21 protein-coding genes and 7 tRNA genes are annotated in these 18,121 nt (G+C 45.8%); 5 read left to right on the top strand and 23 right to left on the bottom strand.

Annotated elements, in window-relative coordinates; all coding sequences use genetic code 11:
* Positions 1-7: 7 nt before the first annotated feature.
* Positions 8-1,333, bottom strand: a complete 1,326-nt coding sequence (locus tag HJV72_RS01400) for a glycine/sarcosine/betaine reductase component B subunit (protein ID WP_208068086.1) — start codon at positions 1,331-1,333, stop codon at positions 8-10.
* 280 nt (positions 1,334-1,613) lie between these two features.
* Here HJV72_RS01400 and HJV72_RS01395 point away from each other — a divergent pair, with 280 nt between their 5' ends.
* Positions 1,614-2,270 (top strand): TetR/AcrR family transcriptional regulator, encoded by a 657-nt coding sequence (locus HJV72_RS01395; protein WP_208068085.1) that lies wholly within the window; start codon positions 1,614-1,616, stop codon positions 2,268-2,270.
* Between the two features lie 81 nt (positions 2,271-2,351).
* On the opposite strand, the gene HJV72_RS01390 is transcribed toward HJV72_RS01395, so the two are convergent.
* Positions 2,352-2,837 carry a hypothetical protein gene (locus tag HJV72_RS01390; protein WP_208068084.1) on the bottom strand — a complete coding sequence of 162 codons (486 nt, stop codon included), beginning with the start codon at positions 2,835-2,837 and terminating at the stop codon, positions 2,352-2,354.
* 70 nt (positions 2,838-2,907) lie between these two features.
* Complete coding sequence (locus HJV72_RS01385; RefSeq protein WP_208068083.1) at positions 2,908-3,366, bottom strand: hypothetical protein; 459 nt, start codon at positions 3,364-3,366, stop codon at positions 2,908-2,910.
* Between the two features lie 250 nt (positions 3,367-3,616).
* Between HJV72_RS01385 and HJV72_RS01380 the strand changes: the two genes are divergently transcribed.
* Positions 3,617-3,898 carry a sporulation initiation factor Spo0A C-terminal domain-containing protein gene (locus HJV72_RS01380; RefSeq protein WP_208068082.1) on the top strand — a complete coding sequence of 94 codons (282 nt, stop codon included), beginning with the start codon at positions 3,617-3,619 and terminating at the stop codon, positions 3,896-3,898.
* A 96-nt stretch (positions 3,899-3,994) separates the two neighbouring features.
* On the opposite strand, the gene HJV72_RS01375 is transcribed toward HJV72_RS01380, so the two are convergent.
* The 12 genes from HJV72_RS01375 to HJV72_RS01325 form a co-directional block, all read right to left on the bottom strand.
* A tRNA-Leu gene (locus HJV72_RS01375) sits at positions 3,995-4,080 on the bottom strand.
* Positions 4,081-4,184: 104 nt separating this feature from the next.
* Positions 4,185-4,257, bottom strand: a tRNA-Val gene (locus HJV72_RS01370).
* A gap of 6 nt (positions 4,258-4,263) precedes the next feature.
* A tRNA-Asp gene (locus HJV72_RS01365) sits at positions 4,264-4,337 on the bottom strand.
* A 103-nt stretch (positions 4,338-4,440) separates the two neighbouring features.
* Positions 4,441-4,514: transfer RNA gene (locus HJV72_RS01360), tRNA-Ile, on the bottom strand.
* 27 nt (positions 4,515-4,541) lie between these two features.
* Positions 4,542-4,614: transfer RNA gene (locus HJV72_RS01355), tRNA-Thr, on the bottom strand.
* Between the two features lie 9 nt (positions 4,615-4,623).
* Positions 4,624-4,695 (bottom strand) — tRNA-Glu (locus tag HJV72_RS01350).
* A 91-nt stretch (positions 4,696-4,786) separates the two neighbouring features.
* Positions 4,787-4,927 carry a hypothetical protein gene (locus HJV72_RS01345; protein ID WP_208068081.1) on the bottom strand — a complete coding sequence of 47 codons (141 nt, stop codon included), beginning with the start codon at positions 4,925-4,927 and terminating at the stop codon, positions 4,787-4,789.
* A gap of 100 nt (positions 4,928-5,027) precedes the next feature.
* Positions 5,028-5,165 (bottom strand): helix-turn-helix transcriptional regulator, encoded by a 138-nt coding sequence (locus HJV72_RS01340; RefSeq protein ID WP_208068080.1) that lies wholly within the window; start codon positions 5,163-5,165, stop codon positions 5,028-5,030.
* Positions 5,162-5,296, bottom strand: a complete 135-nt coding sequence (locus HJV72_RS19950; RefSeq protein ID WP_256435901.1) for a hypothetical protein — start codon at positions 5,294-5,296, stop codon at positions 5,162-5,164. The genes HJV72_RS01340 and HJV72_RS19950 overlap by 4 nt, the downstream gene beginning before the upstream one ends.
* A gap of 99 nt (positions 5,297-5,395) precedes the next feature.
* Entirely contained in the window at positions 5,396-6,253 is an 858-nt protein-coding gene (locus HJV72_RS01335; RefSeq protein WP_208068078.1) for an AraC family transcriptional regulator, read from the bottom strand.
* 127 nt (positions 6,254-6,380) lie between these two features.
* Positions 6,381-7,133 carry a helix-turn-helix domain containing protein gene (locus tag HJV72_RS01330; RefSeq protein ID WP_208068076.1) on the bottom strand — a complete coding sequence of 251 codons (753 nt, stop codon included), beginning with the start codon at positions 7,131-7,133 and terminating at the stop codon, positions 6,381-6,383.
* 181 nt (positions 7,134-7,314) lie between these two features.
* Entirely contained in the window at positions 7,315-8,994 is a 1,680-nt protein-coding gene (locus tag HJV72_RS01325; protein WP_208068074.1) for a methyl-accepting chemotaxis protein, read from the bottom strand.
* Between the two features lie 270 nt (positions 8,995-9,264).
* Here HJV72_RS01325 and HJV72_RS01320 point away from each other — a divergent pair, with 270 nt between their 5' ends.
* From HJV72_RS01320 to HJV72_RS01310, 3 genes are all read left to right on the top strand, one after another.
* Positions 9,265-9,867 carry a chromate transporter gene (locus tag HJV72_RS01320; RefSeq protein WP_208068072.1) on the top strand — a complete coding sequence of 201 codons (603 nt, stop codon included), beginning with the start codon at positions 9,265-9,267 and terminating at the stop codon, positions 9,865-9,867.
* Positions 9,864-10,433: a chromate transporter gene (locus tag HJV72_RS01315; RefSeq protein ID WP_208068069.1), complete on the top strand. Its 570-nt coding sequence runs from the start codon at positions 9,864-9,866 to the stop codon at positions 10,431-10,433. Before HJV72_RS01320 ends, HJV72_RS01315 begins: the two co-directional genes overlap by 4 nt.
* Before the next feature lie 129 nt (positions 10,434-10,562).
* Entirely contained in the window at positions 10,563-11,465 is a 903-nt protein-coding gene (locus tag HJV72_RS01310) for a glycoside hydrolase family 43 protein (RefSeq protein WP_208068067.1), read from the top strand.
* Between the two features lie 25 nt (positions 11,466-11,490).
* Here the strand turns inward: HJV72_RS01310 and HJV72_RS01305 are convergent, their stop codons facing one another.
* The 8 genes from HJV72_RS01305 to HJV72_RS01270 all read right to left on the bottom strand — a co-directional run bounded on the left by HJV72_RS01305 (position 11,491) and on the right by HJV72_RS01270 (position 17,967).
* The gene (locus tag HJV72_RS01305) at positions 11,491-12,855 is read right to left on the bottom strand and encodes an ABC transporter permease (protein ID WP_208068066.1); all 1,365 of its coding nucleotides are present in this window, start codon (positions 12,853-12,855) and stop codon (positions 11,491-11,493) included.
* A 14-nt stretch (positions 12,856-12,869) separates the two neighbouring features.
* Complete coding sequence (locus HJV72_RS20100; RefSeq protein ID WP_208068064.1) at positions 12,870-14,360, bottom strand: ABC transporter permease; 1,491 nt, start codon at positions 14,358-14,360, stop codon at positions 12,870-12,872.
* A 40-nt stretch (positions 14,361-14,400) separates the two neighbouring features.
* Positions 14,401-15,000, bottom strand: a complete 600-nt coding sequence (locus HJV72_RS01295; protein ID WP_208068062.1) for an HDOD domain-containing protein — start codon at positions 14,998-15,000, stop codon at positions 14,401-14,403.
* 67 nt (positions 15,001-15,067) lie between these two features.
* Entirely contained in the window at positions 15,068-15,919 is an 852-nt protein-coding gene (locus tag HJV72_RS01290) for an arginase family protein (RefSeq protein ID WP_208068060.1), read from the bottom strand.
* Positions 15,920-16,457: 538 nt separating this feature from the next.
* Entirely contained in the window at positions 16,458-17,114 is a 657-nt protein-coding gene (locus HJV72_RS01285) for an ABC transporter ATP-binding protein (protein ID WP_208068058.1), read from the bottom strand.
* Between the two features lie 44 nt (positions 17,115-17,158).
* Entirely contained in the window at positions 17,159-17,458 is a 300-nt protein-coding gene (locus HJV72_RS01280) for an FtsX-like permease family protein (RefSeq protein WP_256435900.1), read from the bottom strand.
* A 54-nt stretch (positions 17,459-17,512) separates the two neighbouring features.
* Positions 17,513-17,767, bottom strand: a complete 255-nt coding sequence (locus HJV72_RS01275; RefSeq protein ID WP_208068053.1) for a TfoX/Sxy family DNA transformation protein — start codon at positions 17,765-17,767, stop codon at positions 17,513-17,515.
* Positions 17,768-17,895: 128 nt separating this feature from the next.
* Positions 17,896-17,967, bottom strand: a tRNA-Asn gene (locus tag HJV72_RS01270).
* Positions 17,968-18,121 lie beyond the last annotated feature (154 nt).

Raw genomic sequence — 18,121 nt, 5'->3', positions numbered from 1 at the left:
ACCTCCACTAGAATTCTTTCATCGTTTTCGGAGACCATCCGCACACCCGGTCGCCGCAGAACATCGAGTTATTCTCCATAATGATGGATCCGTCGCCGCGGACAGAAGGCCCTAGTATCTCATCATCCGCCCATCCGCCTGACAGGCCGTCTCTTGCCAGCGCCTCTAGTTCTCCAAGTACCGTCTCCATAGCGGGCAGCTCTATCAGTTCGGATACATTGCCGCAGGAGACGATGGCGTCACATTTCTCATCCAGTGTCACGAGCGGCTGCGACTGCCCGTCACGCCCGGTACACTCATTCGTTACCCCTACCGTCTTAATTCCGGCATCCTCCAGTGCTGCAATGCATCCCACGAAGTCCGCATCCGGATTGCCGTACCCTTCTTCTGCTACAACTGCACCCTCAGCTCCGAGACTGCTGGCAATTTGGGCCACAAACTGGGCAGCTCTCTCCTTCTGGTCCAGGGCGACATTCAGGTTGGACATAATAATGCCGAGAAAGTTGATTGTCTTGTTGTGCTCTCTATATAATGCCTTAATGTTAGGGCAGTTCTGGATATCATACGTAGACCATTTGGAGGATACCGGCATGAAGCTGCCGGATACCAGCGCCCCGTCAAGTATCTCATTCGGGTGCATGACCGTAGGCAGCATATGGTTAGCGTCCCACCCGTACACGAGAGCGTTGTATCCAGGCTCTTCCATCTGTGACTGCGGCTGCATCACATAGACTACAGATGGGAGCTTCTCCGTCTCAGAGCCGCGTCGTGTCATCGCTTCCAGCTCGTAGCTTTCCGTCTCTTCAGGCTCCAGTTCCTTCACACAGTTTCCAATATATTCTGCCAGACGATGCCCGGCCCTTCTAAGAGCGTCATTCTTTTTCTGCTGCTCGTTTTGCTCAAAGTCCTCATTCGTATCTGCAACGAGGACGATGTTGTTGAGCTGGCCAAAGTGGGTATATTTCTGCCCCTCTCCGCTCATATCGACAATTCCGTCCTGAAAGCCTCCCCAGTGCTTACCCACTACAATGACACTGGCATTTTTAAGCGCATATGTAACTCCTTCACCTGACGGCGCAAGATCTCCTGTATACCCCGGAAAGATGCTTCTCCCGTCTGGGCGAATCCTCGGTTCCACCGCCTCTTTTACCGGACACATGCGAATCTTATCGCCAGGCCTTGCTATATAAAGCTCCGCCTCCGTAATCCTGTCATCCTCACGGATATAATCAAGGGCCGCCGCTTTGTCTATGATCAGGACACCGTCTTTAAAAGACAGCTCATTTCCAAATACAATATCCTTCACATAGAAATTACCAATCTCTAGTTTCATATTTTCCCTCCTTGTTCAGAGACATGCTTATAGCATTTCTCTATATATGTTTCCTACAAGTTATCCAATGAATAAGCGCGCTTATTCATCATTTTGTATAATCAGTATATCTATAAGCGCGCTTATTGTCAATAGAGATTGTTTGTTTTTTCACAAAATGTTGTTACTTATATATAATTTCTATAGTTGTTTTTCACAAACCTTCATGATATACTGTGAACAATTGACAAGATAAATCATACGACAGACACGATAATTCATATATAAAGAGGATGGAATCATGGATTTTATGAAAGATACTACCAGGCGGCTTAATGCCGTCTGTTTTATAGAGGCTGCTCAGGAGCTCATTGACACAGAGGGACCGGATCAGGTATCTGTACGGAAGATTGCCGCAAAAGCAGGATTCCACAATTCAACTATATACCTGTACTTCAAAGACGTGGATCAGCTTGTCATGCTCGCCTCTCTGAAGTATTTTGAACGGTACAGCAAGGCTCTGGCCAGACAGAGCCTCAAAAATGTATCCTACCCGGAGAACTTTCTTGCAATCTGGTCCTTTTTTGGAGAGACTGTATTTGCGCAGCCCCAGATCTTCTATAATTTCTTCTTTGGGAAGCACAGTGAAGATCTTACTGATGTCATCAAGCTCTATTATGAGCTGTTTCCGGAAGAGAAAGAAGAATATTCCACGGAAATCGAGAGCATGTTTTATGGCAGAAATATCACAGAACGATGCCTCCGCCTACTGGAACCTATGACAAAAGAAAAGACCAGTGTCACAGAGGATAATCTGGAACTGGTCAATGATATAATCGTGAACTGCCTGAAAGGATTGCTGGAACAGAAATTACAGAACCCGCAGATGGATGAGAAGGCATTGAATGAGAGGCTGCTGGATATGATCGTGTATACGGTAGGGATGTACACGAGGTGAAGCATTTTACCTAATTCCCTTGACCTGAAGCGAGCTGCCTAATCGTCACAAGCACTGATGCAAGAGGTTATAAGGCTTTCGCTATGGAGCCGACTTACGAACAGCAACCTCCGCACAGACCAAATCAGCTATATGCTCCGCTGATTCATCAGTCAGGAGGAAGAACATTCCGTCATTACGGCATTTTTTATACGTATTGCCATTCAAATCATAGACAAAACCTTTCACGCATGTATCGCTGCAGGCCATAGGATCGATAAGTCTCTTGCAGTCACGAGAAGCAGTCATTTTCTTTTGCATATCAGCAGGCAGAGAAGCGATGATATCCTCATACTTCCTGGCATTGTCACCATAAATCCTTGCCAAAACACCCGACTTTCTAAATACCCAGTTCATTACCGTTTTATTTTCTAGTCTGTATGAAGCAGTGTAACCGCTTTTTGCTTCCTTGATTACAAGGTCACAGCCTTGTTCCATAAGTTTGTTATTAAGTTTTTCGACAAATGCTTGATACTCTGGTGCAACTGCCGACAGAAAATCTTTGAATGAACCCTTTTCTTTTGCCATTAACATATCCTCCCTTAATTTCTGATAAGCAAGTACGTATTCATCTCATAAGAAGAAGCCAATACAACCATCAGGCACGCTCGGCATATAGATCAAAATCAGCATGCCACTTGCCATCCTCTTCTACAGTCACATCCTGCCAGTGAAAATGATCGTCTGCAATTTCAACGAAAACCCACTTTCTTCTTTCATCCTCCATGTTTGTAAGAACTATCTTATCGCCTTGCTTTCTTGCTTCAAACCGCATAATCTTTCCTGTATAGCCATATGCCACATCCCAAGCGCATGTCCCAGGGTTGTAGACACGAAGCGTTGTTCCGTACTCAAATCCAGGCAGGACAATAACATCCTGTATCGCCATTCCTTCAAGAATCCACGAAAAATGCCACTCGCCTTTTATGACACTGGAATCGCTGTTGTCTACATAGTCTATGTTCCAACTGCCGATTAGTTTTCCGAAATAATCAAACTCTTCGGGCAGTGCTTTATGTTTTTCTTCACTTGCCAGTGCTTCAAAGAAATGCTTCATATACTGAATCCTCCGTTATTATAACTGTTTTCCGTTTCCTCTATCCGACTTACCACTTAAAAATTTCTAATCTTCATATTCACATTATATCATTAATATCAGGAAAGTATATCTTGAATGTCAGCAATGTGACATTTCTGTTATCGTCGATTTATGTCGTTTTTATATATTTTTAATCTGTTTGTATCTGCCTATCTCTTTTTGGCATCGTTTTGTATAAGATCAAGATGTAAGGTCAAAAGGAGATGACATGAACAAGGTAAGACTTTTGTTGCTAAAACTCGGGATACGCTCTAATCTTAGAGGGTTCCACTTCCTCCTCTACGCTCTGCAGCTCTGTCTGGCTAGCGAAGACTATCTGCTCTCTGTCTACAAGTCGCTATACGTGGATGTCGCAAGCCACTTCGGCACATCAAGGGATAACGTTGAGCACTGCATTCACACAGCCATCTCAAGCTGTTGGAACAAAGGGAACCGCAGGCTCCTCTTTAAGCTTGTCAAATCCCCCTTAAAATCCAATTTAACCGCCTAATTATAAGCACTAAAAAAACCATCAGCGAATAATACTGATGCAACACGAAATATTACATGAAAACAAAATACCGACGTAAACACGTCGGTTTTACAATGCCGCAGACCGGAATCGAACCGGTACGGGAGATTAGTCCCGCAGGATTTTAAGTCCTGTGCGTCTGCCAGTTCCGCCACTGCGGCATTTCCTGCGCCAGCCCCTGAGGGCCGTGTGCATCGGTGCATAGCACCGCATCACATTATGCAGACATATAATTAGAACTTTGCAGTACATATCTACTGCAAAATGGGACCTATAGGGCTCGAACCTATGACCCTCTGCTTGTAAGGCAGATGCTCTCCCAGCTGAGCTAAGATCCCATACAGCGACCCAGAAGAGACTCGAACTCTCGACCTCCGCCGTGACAGGGCGGCGCTCTAACCAACTGAGCCACTGGGCCTTATAAATGCTATGAACTACACCGCTTCAAAAGAAGCCTTTTGAAAAAAGCAAGCCGCAGCACTTATCCAGATACTTCCGGATTGAGTGCTGTGACGCTGCAATGGACCCTCGGGGACTCGAACCCAGGACCGATCGGTTATGAGCCGATTGCTCTAACCAGCTGAGCTAAGGGTCCAAACTTAAAAAGTCCCTTATAGGACTAAGCCGTTGACCGGACTTGAACCGGTAACCTGCTGATTACAAATCAGCTGCTCTGCCAATTGAGCCACAACGGCACACCTCAATGACCCCGACGGGAATCGAACCCGTGTTACCGCCGTGAAAGGGCGATGTCTTAACCGCTTGACCACGGGGCCAGATTGCTGATATATACGGCCTGTCTCATGGAGTGACCGAAAATTATAATATCATATACCCGGCTCAAATGCAAGACCTTTTGAATATTTTTTAAATTAATTTGCCCCTTTTGTCATATAGAGAACCTATGATAATACCTAATAGTATAAGCAACGTGTTATCAAATAATAGTGCCGCGAAGAACCCTAACACTATGCCTGCTTCCGCTCCATTACATTTGAATTTATCCATAGCAGCCTCCTTTATAATATATACCGTCCCAGCTATGTTAATTCTAGCATCTTCTCTTATTGAATACAACTGCTCTTATTATGCTGTTCAGAAGAGCTCTCTATGTATCTGGCATAAACAGTTCTTCCTCAGTCGTATCAAGCAGCTTTGCAAGCTTTATCGCTGATTCCAACGTAGGATTGTATTTGTCATTTTCAATCGCTTTTGCCTTTCTTAGCTTCTTTATATGGTTTTTCATATCTTCCCCCAAGTTCCAAATGCTGCTACTATGATTCCAATTACAATGACAGCGATGATAATGGCCATAAATAATATGCCGATTATAGATCTGGCAACAGAAGGCTCTTGAAACTCATCGTCTCCTTCCATACCTCTTCCTAAAATAAGGCTAATATAAAGACCGGGGACATCTTCTTAGATATCCCCGGTATTATATCCATCCTCAGATTACCAGGAGCCATTATGGTATTATTTTGTCTTTACCGGTATCCACACTTCACTGTAGTAATTTTCATCCTGATTTCCTTTGGCATAGTCCCGGATATCCGTATACATCTCGATACTGTACCCTGCTGCAATATCATACTCTTTACAGTTTGGAAGCCACTCGGAAAAAATCTTCTTCGTAACCTCCTGTAACGCCTGGGGCATGGCGCCCTTGCTCGGGAATACTGCCCATGTAAACTTCGGAATGGTCACCTTACAGAGCCCTTCCGGTACATCGGCGTCCGCCTCACAGTCGTCAGCAATCAGATATTCAAATTCGTCTGATCCCATACTTTCGTCGATATTCACGCCGTATTTTCCGCATATCTTTTCCCCTTTTCCTGTTTCGTAATGCTCTGTCCAGAACGCCGGAATCTTCTCCACTGCTTTCTCGTAGCTGAATGTTCTGGCATTTCCCAAAATCGTGAATGCTTCTTTTTCTACAATCTTGTAATCCATAATCGTACCGCCTTCCAATGAAAATTTGAGTTTCAGCGGGGCAAATGACCTTATCATAGCACCGCTCTTTCTTACCGCAGACGGGGTCGAACCGTGAAAACGGGTAAACGCTTTCGTAAAGCTGTCCGGAGAATCATAGCCATACTTCAACGCAATGTCAATAATCTTTTCGCTTGTGGCAGCAACGTCGCTTCCCGCACACGCAAGACGGCGTTTCCTGATATATTCGCCGACTGTAAACCCACAGAGAAGGCCAAATGACTTCTGGAAATAAAAGCTGGAAATATTGGCTGTACGTGCAATATCCTCCATCGTTAGCTCTTCCGTAAGATTATCTTCGATATAACTGATTGCATCACCGAGACTGTCTATCCAATTCATCACTCTTTCTCCTCTCTGCACTGCTATAGTACCAAATCTTCTGACCGGCCTCCCGATAATTCCTGCCAGATTTTGTCCGCTTATCACGCGAGGCATTAATTACTGTTAATATCGTATCATACCAGCCTTATAGTATGCCACAGTAGTCTTTAATCAGACAGTGCAGCCGGTCACCGGAGCATACGGGCACCATCGCAGAAGTATCCGCCAGCTGGCCATCTTCATATATATTCGCGCCTGCCGTCAGGACAAGGGCCGGTATCACATCATACCGCGGCCCGAACAGCACTTCCAGATATTCACTGTATTTAGCTGCCTGCTCAAGCTCCTCGATTGAAATTACATCTTTCATCTTAAATTCAAGCGAAAATACCTTATCATCAGTCACGAGGATGACATCTGCATATATGCGTATGCTCCTGGACCGTTTTATACGAAGTTCAAACAGGATTTCCCACCTGTCCCATATTGAACGTTCCACTCCATCTTCTATCAGGCCGCCGAACATATTCTGCATGGTACTGTATGTATCTTCAAATGAATGAAACAGCCCCCTCGTGTCATTCAGATTCCGTCCAATGTGTCTGCAGCCCTTCTTTAATCTTTCCAGGAACTCTTCATAATCTATGTCCAGAAACTCCCCGGCCCAGCTATAATACCCGCAGAAATCTTCTATGCCATAATGGGGCACGTTCTGGCGGATCAGTCCGTGCCACCGGTAAGCTTTATCCTGGTAGCAGAGCTCCTTAATATAAGGAGAGCCATATAGGTAATGGTTGATTGTCTTTCTCGATTCCCCTGATATTCTAGCAATATTCTTTGCTCTTATTCCCTCATGGCTGCAAATGAGAGCATATATATTTCTTTCTATGGCGTCCATTCTTATCTCACACCTCTCGTCTGCATCCGCTGTACTTTCTCATAGTGGAAAGCTTATGTCACTATGCACTATTATACCTTATCGAACCTCAGTAGTCCAATAGACGTAATAAAAAGTATACAGGCCCGCGTATCCTATCTCAGATAAGCGGGCCTGTATTCATCTCAGATTGTACTCACAATCAGCCTCGCAGCCTGAATCGGCTGGCGGACTGCTTCAGATTCGCCGCCTGGCTGCTCAATTGCTCGGCGGATGCGGCGGATTCTTCCGCTGTGGCGGCATTAGACTCGACGACATCAGATATCTCGCGGATGCCATTCAATACATGGTCAAGCGCCTCCACCTGTCCGTTCGATACAGAAGCGATCTCTTCTACCAGCTGTATCGACTGCTGCGCCCCTTCCACGACTTTGAGCAACGCCTGCGTCGTATCATTTGTCAGGGCTGTGCCCTGCTTCACCTGATCAAGCATATTCTCAATAAGAACCGTCGTGTTCCGGGCCGCTTCTGAACTTTTTGCAGCCAGATTACGCACCTCATCGGCCACGACAGCAAAACCCTTGCCGGCTGTCCCGGCTCTTGCCGCCTCTACAGCTGCATTCAATGCCAGAATATTTGTCTGGAACGCAATATCTTCTATCATCTTAATAATGCCGTTAATCTGGCCGGAAGCCTCTGCAATCTTGACGATAGAGCCTGACAGGTCTTCCATCTTTCCATTGCTGACCTCAAGCTGTCTTCCTGCACTTTCGGAGCAGTCGCGCGCTGCTATTGCATTAGATGCCATAGATTTCAGGCTTTCCCCGAGCTCTTCTATACTGTTCGACAATGTCTGTACTGTGGATGCCTGCTGTGTAGAACCACTTGCCAACACCTGAGCGCTTGTCGCCACCTGTTCGGATCCGGCTGCTACCTGGTCGGCCGCCTCATTAATCTCTGACAATGCCAGATTGAGTGCTTCCAGAATGGTGCGCATAGCTCTTTGTATCGGTAGAAATTCACCCCGGTAGTCATCGCCGATTTCCAGATTCATATTGCCCTTTGCCATCTGAGCAAGCTTGGCGTCAATATCGCTGATATATTTTTTCAGCTCCCGCTTCGTCGTATGTATCGCTTCCGTAAGCCTTCCAAGCTCTGATGTATCCGCTTCCAGCGCAAATTCATCGGACAGGTTTCCGTTCGCAATCTCTCCCATCTCATTCTGGATCTCTACAATAGGCCTGATAATCCGCTTTCTTGTAAAATAGCTTGTAAGTACCTGCATGACAGCGATAAGTACAACCGATAGAATCAGGCAGACCAGAATTATCTTGGACGTTCCTATCAGCCCGTTCACTTCCTCGACCGCCCGCTCATCCAGCGTCTTTAGGAAAGTCGACTTCAGCTCATTGATCTTTGCTATCGAGGACGAGTATTCTTCGCCATATACATATTGGACAGCCGCTTCCCGGTCCCCCTCCATTACATTATCCATCGCTTCCTCTTCCAGAGGCACGAGTGTATTGGAAAGCTGCGACATTTCATCAATCAGCTTTTGCTCCCCTCCTGTAATTCCTATTTTCTTCAGATTAGCAACACCAATATCCCGGTTCTTCAGCTCATTAATTTCATTCCAATAATTGTCATAATGTTCCTGGTCAGCCGTAGCCGCATACGCCCTTACTTCATTGGTCAGATATGAGGAGCCGTTCATGAAACGATTTGCATTGTAGGTCAGCTCGAACCGGTCCGCATTTGCCTTATTAATTCTGCTGTTGATATTGCTGTATGCGAAAAGTGAGAAGACCATAAATAAAAGAGCCGCTCCGGTAACCGCATTCAAAATCAATATTAATGTAGATTGTTTCATTGCCTTTTTCATCTTAGATTCCTCCGATTTATTATGAGACCTTATTATATATTTCGGCAGAATCTGATAAAAAATAACAACTGTTGAGACGATGAGCGCCTTTACAACACACTCTTTCCACTCAAATTTACTCACTTTGTTTTTACCCGTAGAGTTTTTCCATAAAATTTGATATGATATCAGAAGCTTTATAAGCTTCGACCGCATTCCATAGGAAGAGCTGCGGATATCCCTCGCAGCCAGTTACTGACATGGAAAATCTAAGGAGAAGGAGGCTGCAAAATGGCAGATAATCTCAGCAGTATCTATATATATCGCAAATTATTCTTTACCAATCTGATTATAAGTGCCTGTACCTTTGGCGGAGGATTTGTCATCATCACAATGATGCGTAAAAAGTTTGTCGAGGAACTTCACTGGATTACAGAAGACGAAATGCTGGATATGACCGCCATTGCACAGTCTGCTCCCGGAGCCCTGGCGGTAAATGCTTCTATCGTGATAGGGTATCGGATGAAAAGATTTGCAGGCGCTTTTGTATGTACCGTTGCAACAATCATACCTCCGCTCGTCATCATCTCGGTCATAGCATTGTTCTATAACCAGTTCAGGGATAATCGCTACATCGCTGTCGCTCTCCAGGTGATGCGGGCCGGGGTCGCGGCTGTAATCTTTGATGTCGTGTTCTCACTTGCCGGAAATATAATAAAGACGAAAAGTATTCTCTGGATAGGGCTTATGGCAGTGGCTTTTATCGCTTCCTACTTTTTTAACGTAGGCGCTGCTGTAATCATTCTCCTCTGCGGTGCTGTCGGCTTCATCCGGGTCTGCCTGGCAGACCGCCGTGATAATTCCAAAACTAAGACAGGAGGGGGACAGCCATGATCTACCTGCAGTTATTCTTAAGCTTCTTCCAGGTCGGGCTGTTCAGCTTTGGAGGCGGCTATGCGGCTGTGCCGCTCATCCAGAACGAGATTGTAGAGACACACCACTGGATGGAGCTGAGCCAGTTTGCTGATTTGATTACCATCGCCGAGATGACGCCGGGACCGATTGCCATCAACTCCGCCACTTTTGTTGGACAGCAGGTCGCCGGTCTTCCAGGAGCTATCATCTGCACGTTAGGATGTATCCTCCCTTCGTTCATCATCGTACTGCTGTTGTCCTGCCTTTACATGAGATATAGGAGCATGAAGGGCATGCAGGGGATTCTGTCCGGCCTGCGTCCGGCCATAGTTGCAATGATTGCAGGCGCCGGTCTGTCCATCCTGCTTCTGGCCCTGTTTCAGAGTGCACTAACCAGCATAAAACTCAGCAATTTCCGCATAGTAGAGTGTATGCTGTTCCTTGTCTCTCTCTTCTTGCTGCGCAGATATAGAATCAGCCCCATCGCTGTCATATTCGGTTCAGGGATTGTGGGAACCCTGCTATATACCCTTCTTCCCTCATAAGATACCGTGATGATCTGGATGACAGCCATTCAAGACGCGTTATTACACTCTGAGTAATCAAGCTTAAAGGCATCTATCTTAACAAAACTTTATATTACAATAAATCTGGAAAAGGAAGGCATAATTATTATGGCAAATATAAACAGAACACTATGGCATGACACCGACGGAAATTCCATACAGGCCCATGGAGGAATGATACTGCAGCATGACGGTACGTATTACTGGTATGGCGAGAATAAGAACGGCAGTACCTCTGTCGCTCCTTCCGGCGATATCCGGGTAGACTTTATCGGCATCTCCTGCTACTCTTCTTCTGACCTGCACGATTGGAAGTATGAAGGGCTTGCCCTGCCCGCTTCCGATAATCCATCCAGCGATTTGTACAAGGACCGTGTATGCGAGCGTCCCAAGGTGATCTACAACAAAAAGACCGGGAGATTCGTCATGTGGATGCATATCGACACTGCTGACTATACGGCCGCCCGCGCCGGAGTCGCTGTCTCAGACTCACCCACGGGACCTTTTGCCTATCTTTACAGTGTGACTCCGAACCGTTCCGACTGCCGGGACTTGACCGTTTTTCAGGATACGGATGATACTGCTTATCTGATCCACAGCTCCGATTGGAACAAGACATTGCGCATTTCACAGCTTACGGACGATTATACCGGGCTGACTGGGGTCTGCACGAAAGCCTTTATCGAACAGGAGCGGGAAGCGCCCGCCGTCTTCTTCCATGAAGGCCTGTATTATATGATTACCTCAGGCTGTACCGGCTGGAATCCCAACAGCGCCCTCTATGGCATATCCGGCAATATCCAGACCGGCTGGAAGCTGATCGACAACCCGTGCTGCGGCAAGGATGGCAGGATGACTTTCTACGGACAGAGTACGTATGTATTCCAAAAAGACGGCACCTTCTATCTGATGCTGGACCACTGGAACCCCGAGGATCTGAAGTCCTCCGGCTATAGCTTTCTTCCTATCCACATCGACGGCACAACGCTTACCATTACGATGGAGGACTGACCTTTCATAAGTATATGCTTTCGTATCACTCCATAAGCGTAAGCAGCTCCCGCGGTTTGCACCTTGCTATCACAAGAAATGACGCTCCAACTGACACGATAACTACGGATATCCCGGCAAGTCCGGATACCGCGGCCGCGGCCGGACTGATTCCCATGTCCGGTCGGGCCTCTACCTCTGCCAGTTGTGCATAGTCCAAATCATACGTATGTCCATGGGGCTGCGTCTCGTCTCCCTCTGTCCTGGACATGGCATTCTCGTAGAGCATATCGCCCGCTTTTCCTGACAGCGGCAGGGCGATTACGGCAGACAGGCAGTACGCAGCCAGGAATATGCACGTACATTCCAGTAAATGCTGCCAGAAGATATTCTTCTTCGAGACGCCGAAAGACATCAGCACTCCGGCTTCATGTATCCGGTCACGCTCCCAAAGCGTCAGCAGCAGAGCAAGAAGAACAGCGCTGACAGCTATAATCAGCCATACGGCAAGGGATGTCATGCCGGCCAGCCGTTCCAGAGGCTCCACGCTTTTCTGGTAGGCGGTATTGTTGGCAGACATTTTTAATGATTTCCAGTCGATGCCCTCCATTCCTCTTACCTGTTCCGTAACCGCTTCCAGTTCCTTCGGATCTTTCACAAAAAAGGCGGCACCACTGTTAAATACAGTATCGGACCTGCCTTGAAGCATGTCTGCAATCCTCATGCCGGTCGTTTCATCAATAAAGATAAAGTTTGCCGGCAGGTCGCATTCTGGCGTAGTTTCGCTTCTGTCACTTTTCTGCATCTCATCGAAGATCCCCGCTACCTCTAACGTGATATCCGCCCCAGTCTGGCTGCCGTCTCCGCTGCCCTCCCCTGTAACGTCTACCGATACCGTGTCTCCTGTCCGGATATCATTTGCCAGGGCCAGCTCCTTGGATACGAGTGCCTTCCCTCTGTCCGACGGCTTAATATGCCGCCCCTCTTCAAGCGTCAGGATGTCTAGCACAAAGGACTCATGCAGGCTGCTGTCTGTATTGCCCAGGAATCTGGCCTGCTGCGCCTTGCTGTCTCCTTCCATCGTAAATCTGCCGGGTGTGAGCGTCAGTTCCGGCAATGGCAGATAATAGGTGCACATAGCATTGTATGATTCGATGCCGCCAGCCTGCATAACCTTGTCTATCAGGGTCTGGTCCACCTGCTGCCGGATGTTCATCTTCTCATAATCCACTGCTATCTTAAAATATCCCCCCATCTCTTCCCGCAGCCTGGCGGCAGCTTCTTCTGATGAGCGGTTGACCGCCAAGTCCAGCAGCACAAGCGTCATGATAGTCAGAAAGGTGATGAAGAGGAGGACACTTTTTCCCGTTTTTCTGGTAAGATACAGAAATGCCCTTCGCCATGCTCCCATGCTTTCCCCTCCTTTCAGAGTATCTTCGGCCTCCTGCCGATCATCCGCCGGCAGGAGGCTATGACAGAGATAAGAATGACCGCCAGTATGACGAGAAATACGCCCCCTGCCGCCTCCGGTGTCAGATGATACTCCAGTGCCATCCGTTCGGAAGGCACCTTATTAACCGCTATGCTGCCGGACCCCTCATTGATCTCCACTTCATACGGCATATTTCCGATATCTTCGTTTACCGAGCCAGATACCACATCATCTGCCAGCGCGGCCATCGGTCTTGCAAGTATGCCTGCGGCCACAAATGCGATTGCTGCGATGATACAGCATTCAAGAACAATCTGGGCCAATATCTTGCGTCTGGTGATTCCCAGCGAACTGAATACCGCTATCTCCCGCTGCCTGCTCCTCATCCATATGGCCAAAACCAGCGACAGGATCACTCCCAGCCCCACGGCCATGACTGCCGCCAGGATTGTGGACAATCTGGCCAGCTTATTCAGCGGTCCAGCGGCAGCTTTATAATCACGGTCATATTCCTTAAAGCTATAATAGCTCCAATCTACGGAAGCCATATCCATAAGCTTTTCTTTCACCTGTCCAAGCATCCTCGGTTCCTCTACATATAGAGTTAGGTTATCCAATATATCATAGCTCTCACGGCCAAGCACCTGACGCCCATAATAGGTATTATACTCAGACTGCGCCCAATAGCGCATATATGTGTCTGTGAAGACGACATTATCCAGTATCTGATCCTCTGATGTCCAGTTTGACAGATCCTGCTGGAAATTAATCTTGAACAGGCCGACAACCTCCGTTTTAAAAGCAGACCCATACCGTTCCCCACTAATAAAATCAAAGTTATACGCTTCTATTTCATCCCCGATCTGCAGCCCGTTTCTCTCCGCCATCTCCTCTGATATGACGGCCTTAGCGCTGTCCCCTTCTTCAATATGCCTTCCTGCGGTCAATTCCAAGGCCCCATTCGTAAAAAAGGGATGCCACTTTCCCTCATTCACGATATAGAACCCATTGGCATGTGCATATGTTTCATTGCTGGCTATATCTTCCTCCGTCCAACCAGCCTGGTTTTCAGGGCCCTGCTTCTCTGCCTCTTCGAGCGTGCTCGTATAACCTCCAGGATGAAGCTCCAGTCCGGTGTAGGCTGTCTCAAATCCCTGGTTCGTATAATACCCTTCCACCCCATCGATATCCAGAAGCTCCTCAAGATGCGAGCGTGTGAGCAGTGGCACTTTTAAAGTACGGACCATCTCTCCTTTATCATCCGGAACGAGCTTGAACACCTGGTCACCGGGAATCTCAGCCATAGTCATAACAAGCCCTGTCGAGATAGTCTTGCGGATGTCATCCGCCGCCTCAGATGCGCCGGACCGGATTGATATGGCTGCTAGCATGAATAGGCTCATGCTCATAATAATTGCAAACATGATAAGGGTCCTCACCTTTTTTCTCGTGATATAAAGGCAGGCTCTTTTTATAATTCCCACACGGATTCCCCCTTGCTGTCAGGACAGTACCCATATATGTTTATAAATAGATGCATTTTTCAATATCAGGCAACAGCATGTAGATAGATCTTCCTGTCATCTTCTCAAAGTAATCCTTATATTCGTATGTCTTATTCCAGCGTTCAATTGAAAAAGGATATATGCCGTATCTTCGTGTCGTATCGATAAACCTTTTTTCTAAAATGCAAAAACCGTTCGCATCTGCAAGTGCATCACTAAGGATAATCAGTTTGTCGTAATCATCATAGTCAAGGTTGTTAAGATAATCCCTGATGAAGTCATACTGTCTATCAGTAATATCCTTTTTCCCGATATCTGCACCAATATCCTTAACTGGAAAAGAATGGGTCAGACAGATTCTCGCGGCTTCATCCCATCCCTTAGACATTGCATAATCATAACCGTCAATTATATGCCTCACAGCAGCGATGCCTGTTCGTCTCCCGATATCATGCAGCATTCCGCATACAAAAGCTTTTTCGCTATCCAGGCCTTCGCAATGCTCTGCTATCAGACTGGCCGCTTTTGCGACATTCTTAGAATGGTCCGTCCATGGTCCGGGATTCATTTTTCCTGCAATTTCTAACTCAGATAATGCGATTTCTTTCTTTGGATACATTGGCATCCTCCTTCCATTCTGCATCTACGTTTCTTTCGTCCTGCCCATTTCCAGCAGAGTATATTTGCTATTCCGTAAATATATTAATTCCCGCAAGCATCTTGTGAAGCTTATGCTCGTCAAATGGAAGATACTCCGCAACGGTAAATCCAACCACTTCAGAATTATCGGCAATGCAATGAAGAATCTTTGTCAGATTCTCCATGGTCAGTCTGCCACCCCCAGATCCGTCTCCGGCTAACTCCTGGTTTGCAAAATAAGTAGAGTGAAATAGACGCTCGTCCAATACATCTATGTCAAAATGAACCAATATATGGGAAAATTTTTTTATAAATGTAAGTATTTCTTCATTAGAAACAGGCTCTTCTTTCTGGATTTTGTAATCCACGCCCATATCATCCAAGAATTTTCTCTGATAATCATGCAAATCCTGCAGACCTACATACAATATATCATCTGCTTTAAACTTTTCATTTTTCATCATATCTGCCAGCGCGCTGTCACCATGCCCCATTAAGGAGCCAAGCACCATAGCATGCGCATTTGGATAGCCGTCTCTTACAGTAGAGACATCTGGGTGTGCATCAATCCATATAATGCCTGTGTCCTTGTACTTCCCATGCAGATAATCGAACGGAGCCTGAGACACCATACAGTTACCGCCGATAGTGATGATTTTATCCGGGTCTTCTGCTTCAATCTTTTCCATAGCATTCTGAATACCGGCAAGTACCTCCTCTTTTGCATAGATGCCTTCTGTTATACGTTTATCTATTCCGTCAGGCGGTGCGATTTCTACTCTGATTGTCGGCTGATTGTCATTCGCGGGCAGAATATGTGCCAATAAGTTCGCTCCAAAATAATATGTTTCTAATCCCCCGCTCACATAGTCGGGATACAATAATCTGATCGTTTTCATATCGTCCGCCTCACTTTCCAATTCTACTTCCTATGAAAAGAATAACATTCGACCAACTGCCTGACAAGCGCTTTTATGAGGTGCAAAACTTATTTAGTACAGATGGATATTGCCTCTTGTTTCTTACTTTTCATTGATTCTACAGCTTTCGCTTAACCGACCACACAGGGAAAATTCATCGTATCGACATGAACACCTTTTTGCGTAGCCTGGTCAATCCTGTGTTTATTTCTTTTTGACAGCATTACTTCCGCTAAAAATAACACATGCACAACCGAGTATAAACCAAATCACTTCATGCCGAGATATTCCGAGAATTATAAAAATAATAGCAGCTATTCCATAAAGTATCGAAGTTGGATATTTGTTTTTCATATTTTTCTCCTTGAAAAATTCTGATCTATAGCTCTTATGTACTCATCATACTGATATCAGAAGTAATCCGATTGGAATAATATAATGGCAAGATGGACTCGATGAACCACCGATCTCTTCAGCAGACTTCTCAGCCTCTGATTGGTATTCTTCTTGGCCATGCTCATACCTCTTCCGAGTACTGCTCCTGATTAAATACACTGATTTTCCCATCAGATAAGCGAAATACCTGATCGGACTGTTTAGCAACCTCTTTAGAGTGGCTGACGATTACAACGCATTTATGAAAGTTTCTGGCCTTTTCTTTCAGCAATCTGGTGATTTCCGCCGAAGTTTGCTCGTCGAGATTTCCAGTCGGCTCATCGGCTAAGATAATCGGTGCTTCGGAAGCCAAAGCCCGGGCAATCGCCACACGTTGCTGCTGTCCTCCTGACAGCTTCAGTACGCTGCGTTTCATCTCAATATCGGTTAATCCTACCTGCTTCAGCATAGATACGGGATCTGATACTGCTGTTAATTCCACATTTTCCTTCGGTGTCATATAATCAATTAAATTATAGTTCTGAAAAATAAACGCTACATCCTTACGCCGATGCACTCCCAGTCCAATCTGAGCAATATCCTGATTATGAAACAAAATCTGTCCGCTCGACGGAATATCCAGTCCGCCCATGAGCGAGAGCAGCGTTGTTTTTCCACAGCCGGACGGTCCCAGAATGACATACACCTTCCCCGCTTCCAAAGTCATATTCACGCCCTTTAAAACCGGTCTGCCCGACGTGTAGCAATATGTTACTTCTTTGACTTGCATAATGGCCATACAATACCCCTCCTAACTCATTGACGATAAAATAGTCTTTGGTCTTAGCCGAAATACGGTAAACGTGAGATAAAAACCGCTCCCCCAGTAATAAGCACGACCATGAAAAACACATAGAGACACTGTTTAATACCAATCTCAAACTGGAGTTCCTGATTGCTTGCGGCAGCTTGCCTGGATTCATCCGAGCCTGCCTTCTGCTGCTGGCTGATACTGCTTTTCACATTCTCTCTGATTACTGGTATCGCACTCTTTGCCACTCCGAAGGAAAGCACAAATGCAAGAATCATAATCAACAGACTCTCGGTCATGAATTGAAGCATAGTCTGAAGTTTGTTAATCATAACTGTAAATAAATTAGTTATGGATGTTTTTTCTATTTTTACGTATCTATTAAATTATTTTAACCCGTCACTAAATTGCTTTAAATCCACTTTCACTTCATCAGGAAGTTTATCATATTCAACATTAAGAATCGCACCCTGTAATGCATATAAGTGAACTAAACAAACATTAGGATATCGTTCCTTTAATTGTACAAATATCTCTTTACTACCTAATCGAATCAAGTCCTCCGATGAGCGTATCCCAATAGAAAAAAGTTTTGCTTTCATTTCTTTCCCGATATTCAACATATTATCTAATTTTTCCATAATGGATTCCTCTCTACAACTTCTAATTTATAACTATCATTATATCTTTCAGTCGTAATTCTTACAATAATCTGTTTTCTTTTTACATAAAAAACCTGCAAACGATGACGTTTACAGGTTTTTCTTAACTCCCCGAGTTGGGTTTGAACCAACGACCCTTCGGTTAACAGCCGAATGCTCTACCGCTGAGCTATCGAGGACCACCATATTATTATATCCCCTTGCACCTTTTCCTATGCAAGAGGTCCTTACATGTACCTTCAAAACTGCATACAAGAAATCTCTCCATCCATTACCTGTCCACCATCATTCTGGTCATGCCCTCGACCGATTAGTAGCAGTCAGCTCCATGCA

The organism is Extibacter sp. GGCC_0201 (genome assembly GCF_017566055.1).
GTDB lineage: Bacteria > Bacillota > Clostridia > Lachnospirales > Lachnospiraceae > Extibacter.
Note: the sequence above shows the minus strand (reverse complement) of the source record. Positions and strands in the feature narration are given on the sequence as shown.

Coding starts and splice junctions, on each gene's coding strand:
- HJV72_RS01400 (WP_208068086.1), bottom strand. CDS start 1,333: ATGAAACTAGAGATTGGTAATTTCTATGTGAAGGATATTGTATTTGGA.
- HJV72_RS01395 (WP_208068085.1), top strand. CDS start 1,614: ATGGATTTTATGAAAGATACTACCAGGCGGCTTAATGCCGTCTGTTTT.
- HJV72_RS01390 (WP_208068084.1), bottom strand. CDS start 2,837: ATGGCAAAAGAAAAGGGTTCATTCAAAGATTTTCTGTCGGCAGTTGCA.
- HJV72_RS01385 (WP_208068083.1), bottom strand. CDS start 3,366: ATGAAGCATTTCTTTGAAGCACTGGCAAGTGAAGAAAAACATAAAGCA.
- HJV72_RS01380 (WP_208068082.1), top strand. CDS start 3,617: ATGAACAAGGTAAGACTTTTGTTGCTAAAACTCGGGATACGCTCTAAT.
- HJV72_RS01345 (WP_208068081.1), bottom strand. CDS start 4,927: ATGGATAAATTCAAATGTAATGGAGCGGAAGCAGGCATAGTGTTAGGG.
- HJV72_RS01340 (WP_208068080.1), bottom strand. CDS start 5,165: ATGAAAAACCATATAAAGAAGCTAAGAAAGGCAAAAGCGATTGAAAAT.
- HJV72_RS19950 (WP_256435901.1), bottom strand. CDS start 5,296: ATGGAAGGAGACGATGAGTTTCAAGAGCCTTCTGTTGCCAGATCTATA.
- HJV72_RS01335 (WP_208068078.1), bottom strand. CDS start 6,253: ATGAATTGGATAGACAGTCTCGGTGATGCAATCAGTTATATCGAAGAT.
- HJV72_RS01330 (WP_208068076.1), bottom strand. CDS start 7,133: ATGGACGCCATAGAAAGAAATATATATGCTCTCATTTGCAGCCATGAG.
- HJV72_RS01325 (WP_208068074.1), bottom strand. CDS start 8,994: ATGAAAAAGGCAATGAAACAATCTACATTAATATTGATTTTGAATGCG.
- HJV72_RS01320 (WP_208068072.1), top strand. CDS start 9,265: ATGGCAGATAATCTCAGCAGTATCTATATATATCGCAAATTATTCTTT.
- HJV72_RS01315 (WP_208068069.1), top strand. CDS start 9,864: ATGATCTACCTGCAGTTATTCTTAAGCTTCTTCCAGGTCGGGCTGTTC.
- HJV72_RS01310 (WP_208068067.1), top strand. CDS start 10,563: ATGGCAAATATAAACAGAACACTATGGCATGACACCGACGGAAATTCC.
- HJV72_RS01305 (WP_208068066.1), bottom strand. CDS start 12,855: ATGGGAGCATGGCGAAGGGCATTTCTGTATCTTACCAGAAAAACGGGA.
- HJV72_RS01295 (WP_208068062.1), bottom strand. CDS start 15,000: ATGTATCCAAAGAAAGAAATCGCATTATCTGAGTTAGAAATTGCAGGA.
- HJV72_RS01290 (WP_208068060.1), bottom strand. CDS start 15,919: ATGAAAACGATCAGATTATTGTATCCCGACTATGTGAGCGGGGGATTA.
- HJV72_RS01285 (WP_208068058.1), bottom strand. CDS start 17,114: ATGGCCATTATGCAAGTCAAAGAAGTAACATATTGCTACACGTCGGGC.
- HJV72_RS01280 (WP_256435900.1), bottom strand. CDS start 17,458: ATGATTAACAAACTTCAGACTATGCTTCAATTCATGACCGAGAGTCTG.
- HJV72_RS01275 (WP_208068053.1), bottom strand. CDS start 17,767: ATGGAAAAATTAGATAATATGTTGAATATCGGGAAAGAAATGAAAGCA.